The sequence below is a fragment of the Xanthomonas sp. DAR 34887 genome (genome assembly GCF_041245805.1).
GTDB lineage: Bacteria > Pseudomonadota > Gammaproteobacteria > Xanthomonadales > Xanthomonadaceae > Xanthomonas_A > Xanthomonas_A tesorieronis.
This window is the reverse complement of record NZ_CP162490.1, coordinates 3,275,325-3,299,880: the sequence shown is the minus strand read 5'-3', so window position 1 is coordinate 3,299,880 and position 24,556 is coordinate 3,275,325. Positions and strand designations below refer to the sequence as shown.

General features: G+C 69.4%; 12 protein-coding genes. All 12 read left to right on the top strand.

Annotated elements, in window-relative coordinates; translation table 11 throughout:
• The 12 genes from AB3X08_RS13840 to AB3X08_RS13785 all read left to right on the top strand — a co-directional run bounded on the left by AB3X08_RS13840 (window position 1) and on the right by AB3X08_RS13785 (window position 24,539).
• Window positions 1–1,593 (top strand): aldehyde dehydrogenase family protein, encoded by a 1,593-nt coding sequence (locus AB3X08_RS13840; RefSeq protein ID WP_369933245.1) that lies wholly within the window; start codon window positions 1–3, stop codon window positions 1,591–1,593.
• Window positions 1,590–2,798 carry a M24 family metallopeptidase gene (locus tag AB3X08_RS13835; RefSeq protein WP_369933243.1) on the top strand — a complete coding sequence of 403 codons (1,209 nt, stop codon included), beginning with the start codon at window positions 1,590–1,592 and terminating at the stop codon, window positions 2,796–2,798. Before AB3X08_RS13840 ends, AB3X08_RS13835 begins: the two co-directional genes overlap by 4 nt.
• A gap of 64 nt (window positions 2,799–2,862) precedes the next feature.
• Complete coding sequence (locus AB3X08_RS13830; protein ID WP_369933241.1) at window positions 2,863–4,692, top strand: DUF885 domain-containing protein; 1,830 nt, start codon at window positions 2,863–2,865, stop codon at window positions 4,690–4,692.
• 38 nt (window positions 4,693–4,730) lie between these two features.
• Complete coding sequence (locus tag AB3X08_RS13825) at window positions 4,731–6,515, top strand: DUF885 family protein (RefSeq protein ID WP_369938533.1); 1,785 nt, start codon at window positions 4,731–4,733, stop codon at window positions 6,513–6,515.
• Between the two features lie 188 nt (window positions 6,516–6,703).
• Window positions 6,704–8,275, top strand: coding sequence for an APC family permease (locus AB3X08_RS13820; RefSeq protein WP_369933239.1), 1,572 nt, complete (start codon window positions 6,704–6,706; stop codon window positions 8,273–8,275).
• Between the two features lie 113 nt (window positions 8,276–8,388).
• Window positions 8,389–10,719, top strand: coding sequence for a S9 family peptidase (locus AB3X08_RS13815; RefSeq protein ID WP_369933237.1), 2,331 nt, complete (start codon window positions 8,389–8,391; stop codon window positions 10,717–10,719).
• Window positions 10,720–10,799: 80 nt separating this feature from the next.
• Window positions 10,800–12,407: a DUF5597 domain-containing protein gene (locus AB3X08_RS13810; protein ID WP_369933235.1), complete on the top strand. Its 1,608-nt coding sequence runs from the start codon at window positions 10,800–10,802 to the stop codon at window positions 12,405–12,407.
• A gap of 40 nt (window positions 12,408–12,447) precedes the next feature.
• Complete coding sequence (locus AB3X08_RS13805) at window positions 12,448–12,756, top strand: hypothetical protein (protein ID WP_369933234.1); 309 nt, start codon at window positions 12,448–12,450, stop codon at window positions 12,754–12,756.
• Window positions 12,757–13,094: 338 nt separating this feature from the next.
• Window positions 13,095–15,464, top strand: a complete 2,370-nt coding sequence (locus tag AB3X08_RS13800) for a Tat pathway signal protein (protein WP_369933233.1) — start codon at window positions 13,095–13,097, stop codon at window positions 15,462–15,464.
• Between the two features lie 314 nt (window positions 15,465–15,778).
• Window positions 15,779–18,613 carry a TonB-dependent receptor domain-containing protein gene (locus AB3X08_RS13795; protein WP_369933231.1) on the top strand — a complete coding sequence of 945 codons (2,835 nt, stop codon included), beginning with the start codon at window positions 15,779–15,781 and terminating at the stop codon, window positions 18,611–18,613.
• The gene (locus AB3X08_RS13790) at window positions 18,610–22,950 is read left to right on the top strand and encodes an Ig-like domain-containing protein (protein WP_369933229.1); all 4,341 of its coding nucleotides are present in this window, start codon (window positions 18,610–18,612) and stop codon (window positions 22,948–22,950) included. The genes AB3X08_RS13795 and AB3X08_RS13790 overlap by 4 nt, the downstream gene beginning before the upstream one ends.
• Complete coding sequence (locus AB3X08_RS13785) at window positions 22,947–24,539, top strand: family 43 glycosylhydrolase (protein WP_369933226.1); 1,593 nt, start codon at window positions 22,947–22,949, stop codon at window positions 24,537–24,539. The genes AB3X08_RS13790 and AB3X08_RS13785 overlap by 4 nt, the downstream gene beginning before the upstream one ends.
• The last annotated feature ends 17 nt before the right edge of the window (window positions 24,540–24,556 follow it).

The following is a 24,556-nucleotide window of genomic DNA, read 5'->3' as shown; positions in this document are numbered from 1 at the left end:
ATGAGCATGCAGCCGCTGTTGCTTGCCGGGCATTGGCAGCCGTCGCTGGAAGCGCGCGGCAGCTTCCGCGCCGAAGACCCGCGCGACGGGAACGCGTTCGGACCGGAATTCCCGGTCAGCGGCGCCGCCGATCTGGAAGCGGCGCTGAGCGCGGCGGTGCTGGTCGCCGACGCGTTGGCCGCGGCGGCGCCCGAGCGCATCGCCGGGTTCCTCGACAGCTACGCCGCGGCGATCGATGCCGACGTGGAGCAGTTGGTCGCGCTGGCGCATGCCGAGACCGGCTTGCCGGTCGAACCGCGCCTGGCCAAGGTGGAGTTGCCGCGCGCCAGCGGGCAGCTGCGCCAGGCCGCGCAGGCGGTGCGCAGCCACAGCTGGACGCAGCCGGTGATCGACACCGCGGCCGGCCTGCGCGCGCAGCTGGGGCCGCTGCACAAGCCGGTGCTGGTGTTCGGCCCGAACAATTTCCCGTTCGCGTTCAACGCGGTGGCCGGCAGCGATTTCGCCTCGGCCATCGCCGCGCGCAATCCGGTCATCGCCAAGGCACATCCGTCGCATCCGGCCACCAGCCAGCGCCTGGCGCAGCTCGCGCACCAGGCGCTGCTGGACAACGGCCTGCCGGCGGCGGCGGTGCAGTTGCTGTACCACTTCGACAACACGCTGGGCCTGGAACTGGCCGGCGACCCGCGGCTGGGCGCGATCGGCTTCACCGGCAGCCGTGCCGGCGGGCTGGCGCTGAAGGCCGCGGCCGACCGCGCCGGGGTGCCGGCCTACGTCGAGCTGTCCAGCGTCAATCCGGTGTTCCTGCTGCCGGGCGTGCTGGCCGAACGCGGCGCCGCGCTGGCGCAGGAGTTCTTCGCCTCGTGCACGATGGGCAGCGGCCAGTTCTGCACCAATCCCGGCATCGTGGTGGTGCCCGAAGGCGAGGACGGCGATGCGTTCGTCGCCGCGGCCAGCGCGCACTTCGCCGGCGCCGCGCCGAGCCTGCTGTTCTCGCGCGGCGTGCTCGAGCATCTGCAGCGCGGCGTGGCCACGCTGCGCAATGCCGGCGCCAGCGTGCTGGCCGGCGGCGACGCCGCGCTGGAGCCGGGCTATCGCCACGCGCCGACCTTGCTGGCGGTTTCGGCGCAGGCCTTCCTGCAACAGCCCGAGGCGCTGCAGACCGAGGCGTTCGGCCCGGTCAGCCTGGTGGTGCGCGCTGCCGGCCTGGCGCAGATGACCGCATTGGCGCACAGCCTGGAGGGCAACCTCACCGGCACCGTGTACCGTGCCGCCGACGGCAGCGACGACGTGCCGTTCGCGGCGTTGGCCGCCGCGTTGCGGCCGCGGGTGGGGCGCCTGATCTGCAACAAAATGCCGACCGGCGTGGCGGTCAGTGCGGCGATGAATCACGGCGGTCCGTATCCGAGCACCGGGCATCCGGGCTTCACCGCAGTCGGCATGCCGGCCGCGATCCGCCGCTTCGCCGCGTTGCACAGTTACGACGGCCTGCCCGATGCGTTGCTGCCGGACCTGCTGCGCGACCGCAATCCCGGCGGCGTGCAGCGCCTGATCGACGGCCAGTGGACTGTCGCCGACGTGGAGCGCACGGCATGAGCGCCACCGCGCAGATCGGCGGGCTGAGCCTGGCCATGGCGCGGGCGCAGCTGGCGCCGTGGCCGATCCAGGCGCCGCCGATCCAGCCGCAGGAATACCAGCAGCGGCTGGCGCGTGCGCGCGAGCTGCTGCGCGCGCAGGGCGCCGACGCGCTGCTGATCGGCGCCGGCGCCTCGCTGCGCTATTTCACCGGCGTGCCGTGGGGCGCCAGCGAGCGCCTGGTGGCGATGCTGCTGACCGCCGAAGGCGATCCGCTGCTGATCTGCCCGGCGTTCGAGGAAGGCTCGCTGGATGCGGTACTGCGCATCCCGGTGCGCAAGCGGCTGTGGGAAGAACACGAGGATCCGCATGCGCTGGTCGCCGAGGCGCTGAGCGAACTCGGCGCGCAGGCGCTGGCGCTGGATCCGGGCGTCGCCTTCGCCGTGCACAGCGGACTCAGCAAGGTGCTGGACCGGATCGCGATCCGCGACGCGACGCCGATCGTCGATGGCTGCCGCATGCGCAAGTCGGCGGCGGAACTGGCGTTGATGCAGCAGGCCTGCGACATGACCCTGCAGGTGCAGCGGCTGGCCGCCGGCCTGATCCACGAAGGCATCACCACCGCCGAACTGGTGCGCTTCATCGACCAGGCGCATCGCGCGCTCGGTGCCGACAACGGGTCCACCTTCTGCATCGTGCAGTTCGGCCACGCCACCGCGTATCCGCACGGCATCCCCGGCGTGCAGACCTTGCGTGCGGGCGAACTGGTGCTGATCGACACCGGCTGCACCGTGCACGGCTACCACTCCGACATCACCCGCACCTACATCTTCGGCGAGCCGAGCGAAAAGCAGCGGCGTATCTGGCAGCTGGAGCACGATGCGCAGGCGGCGGCGTTCGCCGCGGTGCGTCCGGGCGTGAGTTGCGCCGCGGTGGACCAGGCCGCGCGCGATGTGCTGCAGGCGGCCGGCCTGGGCCCGGACTATCGGCTGCCGGGATTGCCGCACCGCACCGGCCATGGCTGCGGCATGAGCATCCACGAGGCGCCGTATCTGGTGCGTGGCAACGCGTTGCCGCTGGCGCCAGGCATGTGCTGCAGCAACGAACCGATGATCGTGGTGCCGGGCGAGTTCGGCGTGCGCCTGGAAGACCATTTCTACGTCACCGAACACGGTGCGCAGTGGTTCACCCCGCCGTCGCCGGCGATCGATCGGCCATTCGCATGATGTACGCGGCGGCGGCTGTCGCAGCGCCGCCGCACGGGTTCCATTCGCTTACCGGAGTTCGTCGATGAGATTCGCCCGCCTGTTGCTTCCCTGCGCGCTGGCCGCGGCGTTGCTGGCCGCATGCCAGCCGGCCACGCCGCCTGCGTCGCCGCAGCCGGCCGCCGCGACGGGCGCGGCGGCGCAACAGCCGGGCCAGGCCTTCGCCGCCTTGCTCGACGCGCAGTGGCAGTACCAGCTCGCACACCATCCGGAATTCGCCAGCATCATCGGCGACACGCGCTACAACGACCGCTGGAGCGATTATTCGCTGGCGGCGTTGCAGGCCGAGCAACAGGCCACCGCGGATTTCCTCAAGCGGTTCGAGGCGATCGACGGCACGGCGCTGTCGGCACAGGACCAGTTGAGCCTGCAGATGATGCTGCGCCAGTTGCGCGACCGGCTGGAAGCGATCGCGCTGAAGAACGATGAGATGCCGCTGGAGCCGGTCGGCGGCATCCAGCTGGCGCTGCCGGGCTACGCGCAGGCGTTTCCGTTCGCCAGCGTCAAGGACTACGAGGATTACATCAAGCGCCTGCAAGCGATCCCGGCCTTGCTCGACCAGGTCGTGGCGCTGTCGCGCGCCGGCGCCAAGGACGGGCTGGTGCAGCCGAAATATTTGCTGGAGCGGATCCCGGCGCAGGTGCGCGAGATCGCCGCGCCGTCCGGCGCCGACAGCCCGTTCGCGTTGCCGCTGAAGAGCTTCCCCGACGCGGTGCCGGCGGCCGAGCGCGCGCGCCTGCGCGCGGCGATGCTGGCGGCGATCGACCAGCAGGTGCGTCCGGCCTACGCCAAACTGGCCGATTTCGTCGCCAACGAATACGCGCCGCAGGGCCGCGCGCAGGAAGGGCTGTGGTCGCTGCCCGATGGCGAGCGCCGCTACCGCTACGCGATCCATACCCAGACCACCACCGACAAATCGCCCGAGCAGATCCACCAGATCGGCCTGGCCGAAGTGGCGCGCATCGAGGGCGAAATGAGCGCCATCGCCAGGCAGCTCGGCTATGCCGATCTGCCCGCGTTGCGCAAGGCGGTGGCACGCGACCGCAAGTTCTTCGCCAGTTCCCGCGAGCAGATCCTGCAGCGCTATCGCGACGATATCGCGCAGATGCAGCCGCAGCTGCCCAAGCTGTTCGGCAAATTGCCGAAGACGCCTTTGGAAGTGCGCGCGATGGCCGACTTCCGCAGCACCGCACCGGGCGCGGAGTACTGGCAGAGCGATGCGCAGGGCAGCAAGCCGGCGCTGGTGATGGTCAACACCAGCGACTACGCGCAACGCACCCTGGTCAACATCGAGGCCACCGCGTATCACGAAGGCGTACCCGGCCATCACCTGCAGATCTCGCTCGCGCAGGGCCTGCCGTTGCCGCCGTTCCGCCAGCAGTCCAGCTACAACGCCTACGTCGAAGGCTGGGCGCTGTACGCGGAGAAGCTGGGCAAGGACGTGGGGTTCTACAAGGATCCTTACAGCGACTACGGGCGCCTGGCCGGCGAACTGCTGCGCGCCAACCGTCTGGTGCTGGATACCGGCGTGCACTACAAGCGCTGGACGCGGCAGCAGATGATCGACTTCTTCCACGCGCATCCCTCCGACGACGAGCCCAGCATCCAGGCCGAGACCGACCGCTACATCGTGTGGCCGGGCCAGGCGCTGGGCTACAAGCTCGGCGAACTGGACATCCTGGCGCTGCGCGAGAAGGCCAAGCGCGAACTCGGCGCACGCTTCGACATCCGCGCCTTCCACGACCAGATCCTCGGCGGCGGCGCGATGCCGCTGGACCTGCTCGACGCGCGCATCGATGCCTGGATCGCGCAGGCCAAGGCGGGCACATCCGCCACTCCGGAGACACCGCAATGAGCCTGAATTCCCGATTTCGCGTGCCGTTGCTGCTGGCGATGCTCGGCGCGCTTGCAGGGCAGGGCGCCGCCATGGCCGCGCAACCCGCGCAGGCCGCCGCCGCCGCGACGCCCGGCGACGCCGCCGCGCGCTTCAAGGCGCTGTACCTGCGCGAGTGGAAGTGGCGCCAGGAGCAGTCGGCCGGCGCCGACGACGAGGACAGCCAGGGCGCGGCCGCCGACCACTTGCCCAGGGTGGACGTGGCCACGCAGAACCAGCGCACCGCGTACTGGCAACAGGTGCTGCGCGAACTGGACGCGATCGACCAGGCGCAGCTGTCGGCGCAGGATCAGGTCAACTACCAGGTCTATCGTCAGCAGATCGCGGTATTCCTGGATCAGCAGCGCTTTCGCGCCTGGGAAATGCCGTTCAACAGCGACACCGCGTTCTGGAGCAACCTGGGCTTCAGTGCCCGCGCCACCTTGCACACCCGCGACGACTACCAGCGCTATCTGAAGATCCTGGCCGACATCCCGCGCTATTTCGACGAGCAGATCGTCAACATGCGCGCCGGCCTGGCGCGCGGCTTCAGCCAGCCGAAGGTGACGCTGACCGGCCGCGACCAATCGATCGCCGATGTGGCCAACGCCAGCGGCGAGGCCAATCTGTTCTATACACCGTTCAAGCAGATGCCGGCCAGCATCCCGGCCGAGGTGCAGGCGCAGCTGCGGCAGCAGGCGCTGGATACCATCGCGCACAGCGTGGTGCCGGCCTATACCGACCTGCTGCGCTTCATGCGCGAGGAGTACCAGCCGAAGGCGCGCAGCACGCTGTCCGGCGAGGCGCTGCCCGACGGCAAGGACTATTACCGCGCGCAGATCCGCGAATACACCACGCTGGAGCTGTCACCCGAGCAGATCCACCAGATCGGGCTGCAGGAAGTGGCCAAGCTGCGCAAGGACATGGACCAGACCATCGCCGCCAGCGGCTTCGTCGCGCCGAAGGGACAGGCGACGTTCCCGGCATTCCTGCATTTCCTGCGCACCGATCCGCAGTTCTATCCGAAGACGCCGGAAGAGCTGCTCAAGCAGGCGGCGTGGATCGCCAAGCGCGTGGATGCGAAGGTCGGCGACTACATCGGCCGGCTGCCGCGGCAGCGCTTCGCGATCGAGCCGGTGCCGCCGGACCTGGCGCCGTTCTACACCGGCGGCCGCGGCGGCCCGGGCATCTACCTGGTCAACACCTACGACCTGCCGTCGCGCCCGCTGTACAACCTGACCGCGCTGACCTTGCACGAATCCTCGCCCGGCCACGCATTGCAGATGCCGCTGGCGGCCGAGCAGCAGGGCCTGCCGGACTTTCGCCGCTACGGCTACATCTCCGCCTACGGCGAGGGCTGGGCGCTGTACTCGGAGTACCTGGGGCAGGAAATGGGCATGTACGAGACCCCGTACGACCGCTTCGGCTACCTGACCTACCAGATGTGGCGCGCCTGCCGGCTGGTGATCGACACCGGCATCCACCACAAGGGCTGGACCCGCGAGCAGGCGATCGCGTACCTGCGCGACAACACTGCACTCAGCGAGCACGAGGTCACCACCGAGGTCGACCGCTACATCGCCTGGCCGGGGCAGGCGCTGTCCTATTACCTGGGCGAGTTGAAGATCATCGAGTTGCGGCGCAAGGCCGAGGCCGCGCTGGGCGAGAAATTCGACATCCGCGCCTTCCACGACGCGATCCTGGAAACCGGCTCGGTGCCGCTGCCGGTACTGGAGCAGCGCATCGACCGTTTCATCGCCGAGGGCGGCAAGTCGCCATGGGCGCAGGAGGCGACAAAGCAGTAGCGATGACCAAAGCCCCTCTCCCTCCGGGAGAGGGGTTGGGGTGAGGGTACGGGGCGAAGCCGCGCGCAGTCGAAACGCCACGAGGCTGCGCACGTACCCTCATCCGCCCCTTCGGGGCACCTTCTCCCAGGGGGAGAAGGGGGCGGTAGTCAGGAATAGCCGGTTACAACCTTTCCAGCGGGGGCACCATGACCACACAAGGCAAGTTCCACAAGCGTCTGAGCCTGACCGATCTGACCTTCATCGGGCTCGGTTCGATCTTCGGCTCCGGTTGGCTGTTCTCGGCCAGCCATGTGTCGGCCATCGCCGGCCCGGCCGGCATCGTGTCGTGGATCGCCGGCGGTGTGGCGGTGCTGCTGCTGGGCCTGGTGTACTGCGAACTGGGCGCGGCGCTGCCGCGTGCCGGCGGGGTGGTGCGCTACCCGGAGTATTCGCACGGCGCGCTGCTCGGCTGGCTGATGGGCTTCATCACCCTGATCGCGTTCTCCAGCCTGATCGCGATCGAGGTCGAGGCGGCGCGGCAGTACGCCGCGGCGTGGTTCCCGTCGTTGAATCAGGCCGGCAGCACCCATCCCAGCGTGGCCGGCTGGCTGCTGCAGTTGGCGCTGCTGGTGGCGTTCTTCCTGCTCAACTACTTCAGCGTCAAGACCTTCGCCACCGCCAACAACATCGTCAGCGTATTCAAGTTCCTGGTGCCGGTGCTGGTGATCGTGCTGCTGATGGCGCACTTCAATCCGCAGAATCTGCACGTGCAGGGGTTCGCGCCCTCCGGCGCGGCCGGCGTGGAGGCGGCGATCTCGGCCGGCGGCATCATCTTCGCCTACCTGGGACTGACCCCGATCGTGTCGGTGGCCAGCGAGGTGCGCGATCCGCAGCGCAATATCCCGATCGCGCTGATCCTGTCGGTGGCGCTGTCCACGGTCATCTACGTGCTGCTGCAGCTGGCGTTCCTGGGTAGCGTGCCGTCCGCGTATCTGGCGCAGGGCTGGGGCGGCATCGACAAGGTCTTCGCGCTGCCGTATCACGACATCGCGCTGGCGCTGGGCCTGGGCTGGCTGGCGGCGCTGGTGATCTGCGATGCGATGATCTCGCCCAGCGGCACCGGCAACATCTACATGAACGCCACGCCGCGCGTGGTCTACGGCTGGGCGCGCAGCGGCGGCTTCCTGCCGGTGCTGACCCGGGTCGATGCCAAGTCCGGCATCCCGCGTCCGGCGCTGTGGCTGAGCCTGGCGCTGTCGGTGTTCTGGACGCTGCCGTTCCCGTCGTGGGAGACGCTGATCCAGGTGGTGTCGGCGGCGCTGGTGCTGAGCTATGCGGTGGCGCCGGTGACCGTGGCCGCGTTGCGCCGCAGCGCGCCGCAGCTGCCGCGGCCGTTCCTGCTGCGCGGCTTCGCCGTGCTCGGGCCGCTGTCGTTCATCGTCGCCGCGCTGATCGTGTACTGGTCCACCTGGAGCACGCTGTCGTGGCTGCTCGGCCTGCAGGTGGCGATGTTCGCGCTGTACGTGCTGTACAAGCTGCCGAGCGCGGCCGGCCGCGCGCAGTTGTGGCGGCAGGTGCGCGGCGCGCTGTGGCTGATCGGGTTCTTCGTGCTGGTGCTGCTGGTGTCCTACCTGGGCACCTTCGGCGGCACCGGCCAGATCGCGCATCCGTGGGACACGCTGAGCGTGGCGGTCATCGCGTTCGGCTGCTACCACTGGGGTGCGCGCACCGGCTTGCGCAGCGACGAACTGGCGCTGGAAGAGGACGACGGGGAATAGGGTGTGCTCGCTTGTGTAGGAGCGGCTTCAGCCGCGACAGGCTTGCTGAAACATCCTGTCGCGGCTGAAGCCGCTCCTACAGAAAAAGCTGTATCAGGGGATATCGGAACGTAATGAACAGATTCGCTGCATCGATCGTGCTGGCCGCGGCGTCCATCGCCGCCCACGCCCAGGCCGCGCCGAGCGTCGCCGACTACCAGCGCTCGCTCGGCCTGCGCGAGGCGTGGATGACGCTGACCGAGAACGTGACCTGGCCGGCGCAATGGCGCGACGACGGCACGTTCTATTACCGCAAGACCGTGTCCGGCGGTTTCGCCTTCGTGCTCGAAGACGTGGCCAGCCAGCGCAAGCAGCCGGCGTTCGATGCGCTGCGGCTGGCGCGCGGGCTGAGCGCTGCGGCCGGCACCGAGTATTCGGCACAGCGCTTGCCCTTCGAGCGCTTTCGCTATGCCGCCGACGCCGGCCGCGACAATGCCGCGATCGTGTTCCAGATCGACTACGCGCCGTGGCGCTGCACGCTCGCCGACTATGTCTGCGCGCGCGCCGACGCCGGCCCACAGCCGCGGCCGCGCGGCTTCGGTGTGGTCCGCGATCCGGTAGTGCCCGCCGACAACACGCCGCAGCGTTCGCCGGATGGGCGCTGGGAGGCGTTCGCCGACGGCCACGATCTCGTGCTGCGCAGCGTCGCCGACGGCCACCTCGTGCGCTTGAGCGACGACGGCCGCGCCGACGATTTCTACGACCCGGAAACGCTGGCCTGGTCGCCGGATTCGCAGCGGCTGGCGTTGTACAAGGTGCGTCCGGGCTTCCCGCGGCGGGTGACGCGGGTGGAGGCGGCGCCGCCCGGCGGCGGCCAGCCACGCGTGCGTACCCAGCTGTATCCCAAGCCCGGGGATGCGGTGGATATCGAGCGCCCGGTGCTGTTCGATCTGGCCGGCGTGTCTGCGGGTGCCGGTGCGCGGCGCACCGTCGTCGACGATGCGCTGTTCGCCAATCCGTACCAGCTGTCGCCGATCCAGTGGCGCAGCGACGGCCGCAGCTTCGTGTTCGACTACGTGCAGCGGGGCTTCCAGCGCATGCGCGCGATCGCGGTGGACGCGGCCAGCGGCCGCGCGCATGTCGCGGTGGGCGAGGACGCCAGGACCTTCGTCTACGCCGACCGCAGCTACCGCCACGACGTGGACGGGCTGGGCAAGGAGATCCTGTGGATCTCCGAGCGCGACGGCTGGCGCCATCTCTATCTGTTCGATGGCGAAAGCGGCAAGGTCAAGGCGCAGATCACCAAAGGCGAATGGATCGTGCGCGACGTGCTGCGTGTGGACGACGCGCAGCGCCGCGTCTGGTTCTCCGCCAGCGGCATGGACGCGGGCAAGGATCCTTACTATCGGCAGCTGTTCGCGGTGGATTTCGACGGCCGCCACCTGACCCGGCTGACCACAGCCGATGCCGACCACGACGTGGCCATCGCCGACGACGGCCGCCACTACGTGGACACCTATTCGCGCCCGGACCTGCCGCCGGTGATGGAGCTGCACGCCATCGACGGCGCGCTGCTGCAGGTGGTGGAGCGTGGCGACATCGGCAAGCTGCAGGCCGCCGGTTGGCGCGCGCCGCAGACCTTCGTGGCCAAGGGCCGCGACGGCAAGACCGACATCTGGGGCATGGTGGTGCGCCCGCGCGACTACGACCCGCACAAGAAATACCCGGTGATCGAGAACATCTACGCCGGCCCGCACGACAGCTTCGTGCCCAAGACCTTCTGGCCGTTCGGCTACCACTCCGGCGGCGACAAGCAGATCGGCATGCAGGCGCAGGCCGACCTGGGTTTCATCGTGGTGATGATCGACGGCATGGGCACCGCCAACCGCTCCAAGGCGTTCCACGACGTGGCCTGGAAGAACCTCGGCGATTCCGGCTTTCCGGATCGCATCGCCTGGCACAAGGCGCTGGCGGCCAAGGACCCGTCCTACGACATCTCCCGCGTCGGCATCTACGGCGCCTCGGCGGGCGGGCAGAGCACGCTGGGCGCGCTGGAACGGCACCCGGATTTCTACAAGGTGGGCGTGGCGTTCGCCGGCTGCTACGACAACCGCATGGACAAGATCAGCTGGAACGAACAGTGGATGGGCTGGCCGGTGGACGCCAGCTATGCGCGCGCTTCCGGCGTCGACAACGCTTCGAAGCTGCGCGGCGAGTTGCTGCTGATCGTCGGCGAGCAGGACAGCAACGTCGACCCGGCCTCGACCGCGCAGGTGGTGGACGCCTTGATCAAGGCCGGCAAGGATTTCGACCTGCTCAACGTGCCCGGTGGCGAGCACACGGCGGGCCGTTCCAGCGGCCCGATCGACTACGTGCAGCGGCGCCAGTACGACTTCTTCGTGCGGCATCTGCTGGGAGCGCAGACGCCGCGCTGGAATTCGTTCGAACAGGAGCACAGGCCATGACCGAAAGCCCGTCGTACTCCCCTGTAGGAGCGGCTTCAGCCGCGACAGGAAGTTTCAGATTCCGAATCCTCTCGGCGCCGATGTCGCGGCTGAAGCCGCTCCTACAGAAAGCGTGGCCAATCTGCGGGTACGCCGTGCTGGCCATGCTGTTGCCGCTGCTCGCCCATGCCGAAGACATGCCCCGCTACGTCAGCCGCGACGGCCACCACGCGCTGTTCGTCGACGGGGCGCCGTACAGCATCATGGCCGCGCAGCTGCACAACTCCAGCGCCTGGCCGCAGGTGTTGCCGCAGGCGCTGGACGCGGTGCAGGCGCTGCACGCCAATACGGTCGAGGCGCCGGTGTACTGGGAACAGTTCGAACCGGAGCCTGGCCACTACGACTACCGCAACGTCGATGCGCTGGTCGAGCAGAGCCGTGCACGCGGGCTGCGCCTGATCGTGCTGTGGTTCGGCACCTGGAAGAACGGGCAGATGCACTACGTGCCGGAATGGATCAAGCGCGATCCGGTGACGTACCCGCGCATGCGCGACGCCAAGGGCGAGCCGGTGGACGTGCTGTCGCCGCATGCGCCGGCCAACCAGCAGGCCGATGCGCGCGCCTTCGCCGCGCTGATGCAGCACCTGCGCAAGATCGACGCCGGCCGCCACACGGTGATCGCGGTGCAGGTGGAGAACGAACCCGGCGCGATCGGCACCGTGCGCGACCATGGCGAAGCTGGCGAGCGCGCGTTCAACGCGCAAGTGCCGGGCGCTGTGCTGCAGCGCCTGGGCAAGCCGGCCGGCACCTGGATCCAGGTGTTCGGCAGCGACGCCGAGGAAATGTTCAGCGCCTGGAGCAACGCGAGTTATATCCAGCAGGTCGCCGCCGCCGGCAAGGCGGCGTATCCGCTGCCGCTGTACGTGAACACCTGGCTGCGCTACAAGGGCCGCACCAGACCCGGCGAGGAATACCCGGCCGGCGGCGCCACCTGGAACGTGTTCGACTTGTGGCGCCTGGCCACGCCGGCGATCGACTTCATCGGCACCGACATCTACACCAGCGATTACGACGAATACACCAAGGTGGTGGGCCAGTACGCGCGCGCCGACAACCCGGCCTGGGTCTCGGAGACCGGGTTCGAGGCGGCCACCGCGCCGTATCACTTCCACGTGCTCGGCCGTGGCGGCATCGGCTTCTCGGTGTTCGGCATCGACGGCAACGAGGACACGCCGGAGAACCGGGCCGCGGTCGCCGCGCATGCCGCCGGCTTCGGCCTGCTCGCGCCGTTGCAGCGCGAACTGGCCGCCGGCGCCTTCGCCGGTACCTTGCAGGCGGCCGTAGAGAAAGCCGGGGTGCCCAAGCAGAGCCTGCGCTTCGGCGCGTGGCAGGCGCAGGTATCGTTCGGCGCGCCGGGCTGGGGCGAAGCGCCGGCGATCCTGCCCGGCACCCCACAGCACGATGGCCGCGTGCTGGTGCAGGAACTGCAGTCGAATGTGTTTCTGGTCACAGGTTTCAACGCGCGCGTTGAATTTCTGCGCGACCGGGCCGATGGCAAGTACGGGCAACTGCTGCGCGTGGAGCAGGGCCGCTACGTCGATGGCCAGTGGCGGTTGGTGCGCCTGTTGAACGGCGACGAGACCGATTACGGGCTCAACTTCCGGCGCAGCGATCCTTACGTGCTGCGGGTGACCGTGGGAACCTACTGACCTTGCGGCCGCAGCGCGGCCGCCCGACGAGCAAACGCGCATGAGTTCCATCGCCTCGGTGTCCTCGATCGCCCTGTCCGGCATGCGCGCCGCCGCATCCGGCCTGCAGGCGCGCGCGAACAATGTCGCCAACGCCGCCACCGAAGGGTTCCAGCGCCAGGTCACGGCCAACCAGGAAACGCCGGGCGGCGGCGTGAGCGTCCAGGTGCAGGCGGCGGGCGGCGAGGGCAGCGACCTGGTTGACGACATGGTCGGCGGGCTGTCCGCCCGCAACGATTTCCAGGCCAACGCGCGGGTATTGCGCGCAGCCGGCGACACCATCGGCAGCCTCCTCGACGTCCTGGCCTGAGACCTGAGCTCTCCCTTCTCCCCTCGGGAGAAGGTGCCCCGCAGGGGCGGATGAGGGTACGGGCGAAGCCTCGCGCTCCCAAGCACTGCGAGTCGCTTTCGCGCCGGACCCTCACCCCAACCCCTCTCCCGGTGGGAGAGGGGCTAGTCGGCTGTCCCCCTCTCCCATCGGGAGAAGGTGCCCCGCAGGGGCGGATGAGGGTACGGGCGAAGCCTCCTGCAGCCACCACCGCAGCCCCCAAGCTATGCAATTTTCCGCACCGATCCTCGACACAGCACACAAGACGTGACCGCACCTGCGGCGCACGATGATGCGCTATTGCTCATCGGGGAAGGGATATGGATCGGAGAGATTTTCTGCGCCAGGGGCTGGCGGTCGGCGCGGTGGCCGGTGTCGAAGCGCTCGCCGGCGGCATGGCCGCGCCCGCCAACGCCGCCCCGTCCACGCCGCCAGCGCCGGCGGCGGCACGCCTGCAGCCGCTGGCCGCCGATGCGCTCGCCGGCCACACCCTGCAGTGCCGCTTCACCGAGGCCGGCGCGCAGTGGCAGGTGTACGAGGACCTGCGCAGCGCCGACGGCGACCTGACCCTGCTCGGCCCCGGCGGCGCGCTGGTGCTCGGCAAGCGCACCGAAGCGGTCTACCCCAGCGCGCAGGCGCCGTACTTGGGCATGAAGCTGGCCGACGTGGCGCTGGCCGAAGCCGACCTGCTCGCCGACCGCCTGCTGCGCGACGGCGATCCGAGGGTGGAGGAAGTGCGCGACGCGGCGCCGCCGCCGGCCTCGCAACTGGATCCCAAGGACTACAACGGGCGCCTGCCGTGGACCACCTTCGTCGGCACCCGCGAATGCGCCGACACCATGCCGGTGTATCCGGACGGCCGCACCCGCGCCTATCGCGCACTGCACGCCTTTCCCGAGCTGGGCAAGGCCGAACTGGTCGCACGCCGCCACGAAGGCCTGATCGGCGGCTGGATGCCAGCGGTGCGCAAGGTGGTGCCGGCCGGCGAGGGCCGCTACTACGACGTGCTGCTGTTCGCCGACGTGCTCGCCACCGACCGCTTCATCGTGCAGACCTGGCATCGCAGCGCGCTGGTCGAGCACGGCCAGGTGACCAAGGTGGTGTACGGCTACAGTTATCCCGACTATCCGCCGCGGCGCGGCCCGCGCAGCGCCGAGGACTTCTACCGTGGCCTGCTCGCCTTCGCTGGCTACTGGCAGGGCCTGCTCGCCGACACCGTACAGGCGCAATTGCCCGACGCCAGCTGGAGCGACATGGCGCGCTTCGCCTTCGCCCGCGAGCTGGTGGTGCGCCCCGGCGGCACCTATCCGAAGTACGGCGCGGTCGATCGCGACTACTACGGCAACGAATACGACGGCTTCCAGGACACCTTCACCAGCTCGCTGTACGCGAACCTGGAATGGGGCCGTTTCGCCCAGGCGGCAGCGGTGCTGGACGGCTATTTCAGCGATTTCGTGCAGGACGACGGCATGGTCAACATGCGCGGCGCGGAGACCGGCCAATTCGGCCTGACCCTGTCGCTGCTGGCGCGCTACCTGCGCTACACCGGCGATGCGGCGCTGCTGCGCAAGCACCGCGGCAAGATCGAGGCGACGGTGCAGATCCTGCTGGAACTGCACGACGTCAGTTTGAAGTTGCCGGCAAAGGCGCCCGGGCACGGCCTGATCCACGGCTGGAACGAATCCGACGCCTGCCTGTTCCCCGATCCGACCCTGTGGTGGAAGCCGTACTACGCCAACAGCGCGCTGGCGATCCGCGGCTGGCAGGACATCGCCGCGGTGTGGACCACCATCGCCGGTCCGGCCGCGCAGGGCACCGCAGCGCAGTGGCAGCGGCGCGCCCAGCAACTGACCGCGCAACTGCACAAGACCCTGCGCGGCAACATCCGCCGCGACCTGCAGCCGCCCTACATCGGCCCGCTGCCGGGCGTGAAGCTGACCTTCCGCCAGTCGCTGCAGCAGGAGAGCCCCAGCGAGCAGGGTTGGCCGCACCGCGCCTATGCCGAACTGCTGCAGGCCGACGTGCTGCCCGCCGACCTGGCGCACTTGGTCATCGACTGCGTGCGCGGCCATGGCGGCACCAGCCTCGGCGTGGTCGGCAACATCGCCCCGCCGACGCCGGAAGGGCGCGACCTGCTCGGCTTCATCTCCTACGGCTACGCGCAGCAATTGCTGCGCCTGGACCGGATCGAGGAATACCTGCTGTTCCTGTACGCGCACCGCTACCACGTGCACACGCGCGGCAGCTGGACCGCAGGCGAGGTCAGCGGCATCACCGGCGGCATGCCGCTGTTCTGCATCCCGGCGCAGATGACCATCCCGCTGCTGCTGCGCTGGATGCTGGTGTTCGAGGACAGCGCCGGCGAGGAACTGTTCCTGGCGCGCGCGCTGCCGCGCGAGTGGCTGGGCAGCGGCGAACCGATCGCGATCGCCGCCGCGCCGACCCGCTGGGGCGCGGTGTCGCTGACCCTGCGCGCCGATCCGGCGCGCAAGCGCATCGACGGCACGCTGACCCTGCCGGCGCAGGCGCCGGCGCGGACCTGGCTGACCCTGCGCGTGCCGGCCGGCACGCAGCTGCGCGAGGTGCGGATCGACGGGCGCGCGGTGGCCTTGTCCGAGCCGCGCAACGAACGCGTGCAGGTGCCCGCCGGCGCGGCGCGGGAAATGACGATTTCGGCCGCCTACGGCTGAGTGGCGAAAAAGTCGGAAATGTCCCATTGCGCGTCGCGCAGTGCGATATTCCGCATGTTTACCCGATAAATACGACAAGACGACGCCATCACAGTACGCGCACATTGTGTCCGTGCAATGAAGTCTCCGGGGGAGATTCCTGCACGATGCAGCGCCGCACGCAGCGGCGACGGCGGCAGCTCGCGCTGCCGTCGCGCCTTGCACACGACGCCCTGTTCCGTCCCGCCAACGACCGCTGGCGATGGGGATGGCAGCCCGGGGAAGGGCATGCCGGCCCTGCCGATCGCCATGCATCGCCGCCCAGGAGAATCCCGATGTCGTCTTTGTCTGAACGCGCTGCGCCGCTCTCCCCGTCTTCGTGGCGCCGCGCGCAGCGGCCGGGTCCGCTGGCAGCGGCGATCTGTACCGCGTTGGCGCTGGCCGCAACGGCGCCGGCCGCGCTGGCGCAGGACGCCACTGCCGATGGCGCGGCCGCCACCACGCTGGAAAAGGTCACGGTGACCGGCAGCCATATCCGCCGTGTCGATGCGGAAACCGCCAGCCCGGTGATCACCATCGACCGGCAGCGGATCGAGGACAGCGGCCAGGACACGCTCGGCCAGCTGCTGCAGCAACTGCCGGCGATGGCCGGCAACATGCCCAACATCTCGCTCAATTCCGGCTTCAGCCACGGCCGCGCGCTGGTCTCGCTGCGCAACCTCGGCGCCGAGCGCACTCTGGTACTGGTCAACGGCCACCGCATGGCCGGGCCGGCCAGCAGCGTCTCCGCCGCGCCCGGCGTGGACATCAACGCGATCCCGGCGGCGATGGTGGAGCGGATCGAGGTGCTGACCGACGGCGCGTCCTCGGTGTACGGCTCCGATGCGATCGCCGGCGTGGTCAACATCATCCTCAAGGACAAGTACGACGGCGCCGCGGCGACCGTCGATTACGGCCAGAGCACCCATGGCGACGGCAACCGCCGTTCCTACGGCCTGGAGTGGGGCAAGACCTGGGAGCGCGGCGGGCTGATCCTGGGTCTGAGCCGCAGCTCGATGAACGCGCTGTACGACGAGGACCGCAGCTATTCCAAGACCGCGCTGAACTATCTCAACGGTCAGGTGGTGGAGCGCCGCGGCAACGGCACCCGCGCCTTCCTCAGCGACGGCCGCGTGCTGACGCCGAACAGCGGCTTGGCGCCCGGCGCGGTCGATGCCAGCGACTACCGCACCTACAACATCGCCAGCGACGGCTACGACGCCTACTACGGCCAGTACTTGATCACTCCGGTGACCCGCACCAATTTCTCGGCGCACGCCAGCTTCGACTTCACCCCCAATGTGCAGGGTTATCTGGACATGTTCTGGACCCGCAGCGAGACCACCTCGCAGCTGACCGCCTATGGCCTGGAGCTGCCCAACGCCGCGCAGAACTACTACAACCCGTTCGGCAGCCAGCTCTCGCGCTACCTGCTGCGCTCGGTGGCGGCCAACACCCGCGTCTACACCTCGACCATGTACCAGACCAACATCGTGGCGGGGCTGCGCGGCAAGTTCGCCGACACCAGCTGGCAGTGGGACGCGGCGGCCGGCTATGCGCGCTACAAGGACACCCTGGTGCGCAACGGCTTCTCGATCACCTCGGCGCTGAACAACGCGGTCGGCGCCTCGTTCCTGGACAGCGACGGCGTGGTCAAGTGCGGCACGCCGGGCAACGTGATCTCCGGCTGTACCCCGATCAACGTGTTCAATCCGGACGATCCGGCCACCATCGCCGGGATCAAGGCCACCCAGAGCGCGGTCGACCTGATCGACGAGAGCACGATGAAGTTCGCCGAGGCCAGCGTCAACGGCGACCTGTTCGCGATGCCGGCGGGCATGGTGCAGGCCGCATTCGGATTGTCGTTCCGCAAGAACGGGTTCTCGCAGGGCACCAGCAATCCGGTCGCCGCCGCCGATGCCGAAGGCAATTGCGACTACAACGACGGCTGCATCATGAACCAGGGCCACGACGAGACGATCAAGGAAGCCTACGCCGAAGTGCTGATTCCACTGCTCAAGGACGTACCCGGCGCGCAGGCGCTGAACCTCAACCTGGGCACGCGCTATTCCAAGTACGATTACTGGGGCAACACCACCAACAGCAAGGTCGCGCTGGAATGGCGGCCGATCGACAACCTGCTGATCCGCGCCACCGGCTCGGAGGTGTTCCGCGCGCCGGCGCTGGGCGATCTGTACGGCTCGCCGTACAACTCGGTGGTGGACAGCACCGGCGACTACACCGACCCGTGCAACGGCTACACCGGCGGCGGCAACGCCGCGGCCTGCGCCAACGTGCCGACCAATGGCAGCTTCGTCAACACCTCCTCGTTCACCGTGCTGACCACCGGTTCGGCCAATGCCGGCTTCGCGATCAAGCCCGAGCAGGGCCGTTCCTACAACGTCGGTGCGGTCTACGATCCGGGCTGGGCGGACGGCCTGTCGCTGAACCTGGACAGCTGGCGGGTCACGCTCGACGACATGATCAATGGCGTGGGCCTGGATCAGGTGCTGCAGAACTGCTACGACGGCCAGAGCGCGTACTGCCCGTTGATCCAGCGCAACGCCAGCGGCCAGCTGGTCAGCGTGACCGTGCCGTTCGCGATCAACAGCGGCAAGGTCGATATCCGCGGTTACGACATCGGCATCAAGTACGCCTTGCGCGACACCGCCTGGGGCAGCTTCCAAGCCGGCGTGGATGCCACCTTCCTGTCCAGCTACAGGTTCAGCGGCGACGACCACAACTACGTCGGCGAGATGTCCAGCTACGGCAACCTGCCGCGCTGGCGCGCCAGCTTCAACCTGGGCTGGGACAACGGGCCGTGGCACGCCAGCTGGAACACGCGCCTGATCGGGCCGACCACGGTCGGCAGCGCCTACGAGGACTTCTGCGTGAACACCGCCGCCGACGGCAGCTGCGTCTACTTCAAGGTCGGCACGGTGACCTACCACGACGTCTCGCTGAGCCGGAAGTTCGAGAGCCTGCACACCACGCTGTCGGCCGGCGCCAACAATGTCGGCAACCGCAAGCCGCCGCAGTACTACGGCTATGCGAGCGCGGCCAATACCGATGCGTTCACCTACGACACGCTGGGGCGCTACTTCTGGGCCCGGCTCAGGACCGAGTTTTGAGGTTGCGGGCAGGCGGCGTGGCCGCGGCCTGGCGGCGGCCGCGCGCCGCCGCCGCGTTGCTCGCGGTGTTGCTGGGTGCGGCGTGCGGCGCGGTGGGGGCCAGCGCCGTCGCCGCCGCGGATGGCGAAGCGTTGCAGACCAGCAACGCCGCGCTCGGCTATCCGCGCTTCAAGGGCAGCCCGACACCGATTCCGGACAGCGGCGTGGCCTTCGCGCCTGGCCGCTATCTGCAGCGGGTGTTCGCCGCCGACCTGGCGGCCGACGCCGGCACTGCGCCGGGCAAGGATTTCTGGATCGACCGCATGCTCGCGCGCAGCGGCACCGGCGGCGGGTTCGACGACACCAACAACTGGCTGTTCAGCCGCGGCCGCGCCGCGTACATGTACACCCATCAGCCGCAGCAGCCGGGCTTCGTCGGCGATGTCGCCTACGCGCACAAGACTGGCCACGATGCGTTGTTCCGGCTGCAGGCGGAGATCGACGGCAAGCCGCTGCAGCTGATCGAGGACAGCGCACAGCGGCGGCAGACACCGAGCTATTTCAGCAGCGTCTATGCCGATGCCGATGCCGGCGTGCGCTTGCGCCTGGTCAAGTTCATCAGCGAGCAGAACGTGGCCGTGGCCGAGGCCACGCTGTCCAGCAGCGACGGCGTGGCGCATGCGCTGACCTTGCGCGCGATCTCGCCGATGGCCACGCACGCCGACGGCGCCGAGCTGACCGGTGCGTTCGCCACCCACAACGCGATCACCACGGTGTTTCCGCGGCTGTCCGGCGACGGCTTCTCGGTCGAGGGCGGTTCCATCGCGCGCCGCGTGGCGGTGCCGGCGAGCGGCGAGGCTGCGACGCTCAAGGTGCAGCTCGGGTTGGTCACGCGCGAACTGCCTGCGTCGTTGCGCGAGTACCGACGCATCGCAGCGCAGTCGCCGCAGCAGGCCTACCGCGAGCACGTGATCGCCTACAACCGCTGGTGGGCCGACAACCTGCCGTACCTGGACACGCCCGAGGACAACATCGACAAGACGTTGTTCTATCGCTGGTGGCTGCTGCGCTTCAATTTCCTCGATGCCGCGGTGCCCGGCAACGACTACCAGTTCCCGGTGGCGATCGAAGGCGTGCTCGGCTACGACAACGCGATCGTGCTGACCACCGGCATGTTCATCGACGACCTCAAATACCTGCGCGATCCCAGCTATGCCTACGGCTCGTGGCTGGGCGCCGGCGAGACCGCCGGCGGCGGCAAGTACGTGGACAATCCCGGCGCGCCGGAGAACTGGTCCAATTCCTACGCCCAATATCTCAGCGCCGCCGCCTGGCGCGCCTATCAGTTGCACGGCGGGCCGCCGGCGGTGGCGGCCAAGCTGGCGCGTTACGCCAGCGCCGACGCGGACGCGCTGTTGCGCGCCTACGATCGCAACGGCAACGGCCTGATCGAGTACGACTGGGCGGCGATGACCGGCAACGATGCCGACGCGGTGTCCTTCGACTGGGCCAAGCAGCACGGCCAGATCCGCATGGACCGCAGCGAGAGCGCCTACGTCTACGCCAACGCGCAGGCCGCGGCGCAGGCCGCGCAGCTCGCCGGCGACGCGGCCACCGCGCTGCGCATGCAGGCGCTGGCGGCGAAGATCCGCCGCGGCGTGCTCGACGTGCTGTGGCAGGACCATAGCGATGTCGCCGACGGCATGGGCCTGCACGGCGACCTGCTCAAGCAGCGCCAGGCCGATGGCGCGCGGCTGCCGGTGGACTGGAAGGAGACCAACAACTACTACCCGTTCAGCGTCGGCCTGATGCCCAGGCAGGGCGATGCCGACTACGATCCGAAATACGTGCGCGCGCTGCGCCTGTTCGCCGACGCGCGGCAGTATCCGATCTTCCCGTTCTACACCGCCAACCAGGCCGACCGGCAGGCGCGCGGCGCCGGCGGCAGCAACAATTTTTCGGTGATCAACTCCACGGTCGCCTTCCGCCTGTTCGGCAGCGCGCTGCGCGACTATCCCAGTCCATACCTGGACGCGAACAGCTACCGCAAGCTGCTGTACTGGAACGCCTGGGCGCACTACATCGACGGCGACAACCGCTACCCGGACCAGAACGAGTTCTGGGCGCAGGGCAGCGCCGCCGACGGCGGCAGCATCGGCTACCGCTCGTGGATCCACCACACCCAGCTCGGCGCGACCAACTTCACCGTGATCGAGGACGCGATGGGCCTGCGTCCGCGCAGCGACGCGAAGATCGAGCTGTATCCGATCGACATCGGCTGGGATCACTTCGCCGCCGACGCGGTGCGCTACCGCGATCGCGATCTGGCCATCGTCTGGGATCGCGACGGCCGCCACTACGGCGGCGCGGTGCCCAAGGGCTATTCGCTGTATCTGGACGGCAAGCTGGCGTTCACCGTCGATCGCCTGGCGCATGTGCTCTACGACCCGGCCAGCGGCCGCGTGCAGGCGCTGCCGGATGCGATCAATACGGATGCCGCGCAGTTGCGTGTGCTCGGTGCGAAGACCATCGCCGTGCAGGCGCCGCAGCAGGTGCGCTTCGCCGCCGATGCGCGCATCGCCGCGGTGTTGGCCGACGCCGGCGTGGACACCACGCTGCCGGCGACCGCGCACAATCTTGCGCAAGGCGCAGCGATGAGCGCCAGCTATGCCGCCGATGGCTTCCCGGCCAGCGCGGCGGTGGACGGCAGCACCGCCAACGAACCGTTCTGGGGCACGGCCGGCTCGCCGTCGCGCAGCGACTGGATCGAACTCGACCTGGGCAAGCCGCAACTGCTGGACGACGTGCGCCTGTACTTCTACCGCAGTTCCTCGCCGCCCGGCGAACAGCACGGCTTCCCCTCCGGCACCCGCGCCGGCTATGCGCCGCCGTGGCTGTACGTGCTGCAGTATTTCGACGGACAGACCTGGAAGACCGTGCCCGGCCAGGTGCGCGATGCGCCGATCGCGCAGGGCAATCGCAACCGCGTGCGCTTCCCGGCATTGCGCCTGCAACGGCTGCGCGTGCTGGTGACCCATGCCGGCGCGCTGCGCACCGGGATCAAGGAAATCCAGGCCTATGCCAGCGGCGTGAGGGTACCGGTGGCCAAGTCCAATCAGGCGCCGCAGGTCGAGGCTTGGCAACAGGACGGCATCGCCGGTGGCGGTGCGCTGCGCCTGCTCGGCCGTGTCGGCGACGACGCGCTGCCGAACGGCACGTTGGCACTGCAGTGGCGCGTGCTGCAGGCGCCGCCGGGCGGCGCGGCGATCTTCGAGGAACCGCAGGCGGCCAGCACCGGCGTGCGCTTCACCGCGCCCGGCGCCTACACGCTACGCTTGCAGGCCGACGATGGCGCGTTGCAAGGCCATGCCGACGTGGCCGTGACGGCCGCGCCGACGCCGGCCGGGCAGGGCCTGGAAGTGCAGGGCGAGGCCGAGGCCAGCGCGCAGTTCACCGCCGGCCACCATCGGCTGCAGGCGCTCAACGACGGGCTGTTGCCCGCGCCGGATCAGGTGCCGTCCGCGGACCGGCGCTGGGGTAGCTGGGGCCGTGCGCAACCGGCGTCGGTGTGGGTGCAGTACCAGTGGCGGCAGCCGCAGCGCTTGAATGGCGCGGCACTCTACTTCTGGGACGACCAGCCCGACGGCGGCGTGGCGCCGCCGCGCGCGTGGAAGCTGCAATACCGCGACGGCGAGCAGTGGCGCGACATCGCGGTGCGCGGCGGCTATCCGGTCGCCGCGCGCGGCGCAGCGAGCCGCGTGGCGTTCGCGCCGGTGACCACCACCGCGTTGCGTGCGGTGCTGGATACCGCGGTGCAGGGCGATGGCCATGCCGCGGTCGGCATCGACGAATGGCAGGTGTTCGCCGAGCGCGCCGACGCGGTCGAGCCGATCGACGCGCGGGTGGCGCCGGGCGAGACTCCGGCGTTGCCGCAGCGCATCGCCGGCTACTTCGCCGACGGCAGCTGGGGGTGGCTGGACGTGCGCTGGCCGCAGCTCGACGCGGCAGCCTTGGCCGGCGAAGGCCGCGTGCAGGTGCAGGGCCTGGCCGACGGCGGCATGCCGGTGAGCGCCAGCATCTGGGTGCGCGCCACGGCGCCTGGCCAGATCAACACGGTGCAGGCGCCGCCGCCGCTGCACGTGCGCGTCGGCCAGGTGCCGGCGCTGCCGGCATTCGTCGGCGTGCAGTACAACGACGGCTCGCGTGAACGCGTGCCGGTGCAGTGGCCGCCATTGTCGCCGACCACCTATGCCGCGCCGGGCACCAGCAGCATCGTCGGCATCGTGCAGGGGCGTGGCGACAGCGGGAAGTTGCCGGTGCAGCTACAGATCGTGGTCGATGCGGCGGTGGCGCCATGAGCCTGCGCCGCGCAGCATGGCTTGCCCGGCGCAGCGGCGCCTGGCTGTTGCTGGCGCTGGCCGTTGCCGGCGCGCAGGCGGCGCCGTTGCGCGCGCGCAGCGTGCGCAGCGCCGGCAATCCGATCCTGGCCGACGGCCGCGACTATTCCGCCGATCCGGCGCCGCTGGTCGCCGACGGCAAGCTGTACATCATCGCCGGCCGCGACGAAGCGCCGCCGGAGGTCAACGACTTCGTGATCCGGCGCTGGCAAATGCTGGTGACCGACGATGTCGGCAGCGGCAACTGGACCCACTATCCCGCGTTGCTGCGTCCGGAACAGGTCTTCGCCTGGGCCGCCGCGGGCCGCGCCTATGCCGCGCAGATCGTGCAGGGGCCGGACCGGCGATATTACCTGTACGCACCGGTGGAGGAAAAACACTCGCCCAACGCCGATCCGTTCGCGATCGGCGTGGCGGTCGCCGACAGCCCGCTGGGACCGTGGCGCGATGCGCATCCGCAAGGGCCGATCCTGTCGCAGTCGTTGCCGGTCCGGAACACGATCCAGAACATCGATCCGACCGTGCTGGTCGACGACGACGGCCGCGTGTACCTGTACTGGGGCACTTTCGGCAAGCTGTTCGGGATCGAACTGGAACGCGACATGGTCACGCCCAAGGGGCAGGCGGTGGCGGTGACCACGCTGGACGGCTATTTCGAGGCGCCGTGGCTGTTCAAGCGCAACGGCACCTACTACATGGCCTACGCCGGCAACCGCGCCGGGCCGGACTCGGACTGCACGCCGACGCTGTACCACGCCTGCATCGCCTACGGCACGGCGCCGTCGCCGCTGGGGCCGTGGACCTACCGCGGGGTGATCCTGCCGCCGGTGTCCTCCACCACCTCGCATTCGGGCATCGTGCACTTCAAGGGCCAGTGGTATCTGGTCTACCACACCGCCGACGCCAAGGGCGGCGGCCACTTCCGCCGCAGCGTGGCGATCGACAGGATGGAATGGGACGACACGCAGCAGCCCGCGCGGATCCGCCGCGTGATCGCCACGCGCGCGCCGCAGCCGCCACTGCCGTTGCAGCGCAACGTCGCCCGCTACGCCCATGCCAGCGCCTCCAACGGCCCGGACATCCCGCACCAGTACTGGATCGCCGCGCTCAACGACGGCGTGGTCAAGCGCAATCCGCTGCCGCCGCAGATGTGGGGCAGCTGGAGCCCGCACAATCCGCCGCAGCAGTGGATCCAGTACAGCTGGGCGCAACCGGTGACGCTGCAGCGCAGCCGCATCGTGTTCTGGGCCGACCATCCACCCGGCGCCAACGAAGGCGTGGCGCCGCCTGCGCGCTGGCATCTGGAGTACCGCAAAGGCGGACAGTGGTTGCCGCTGGCGCAGGCGCCGCGTGGTGCGGTGGCCGGCCGCTTGCAGACGGTGCGCTTCGCGCCGGTGACCACGCGTTGCGTGCGTGCGGTGTTCGATGCTTCCGGCGACGATGGCCGCTACGCCGCGCTGGCGGTGCAGGAATGGGAAATATGGGCCACGCGCGCGCAGCGCCTGGTCCAGGCCGGCGCTGCGGATGCGCAGCGCTGCGACACGCTTTGAGGCATCGGGTGGTCGAC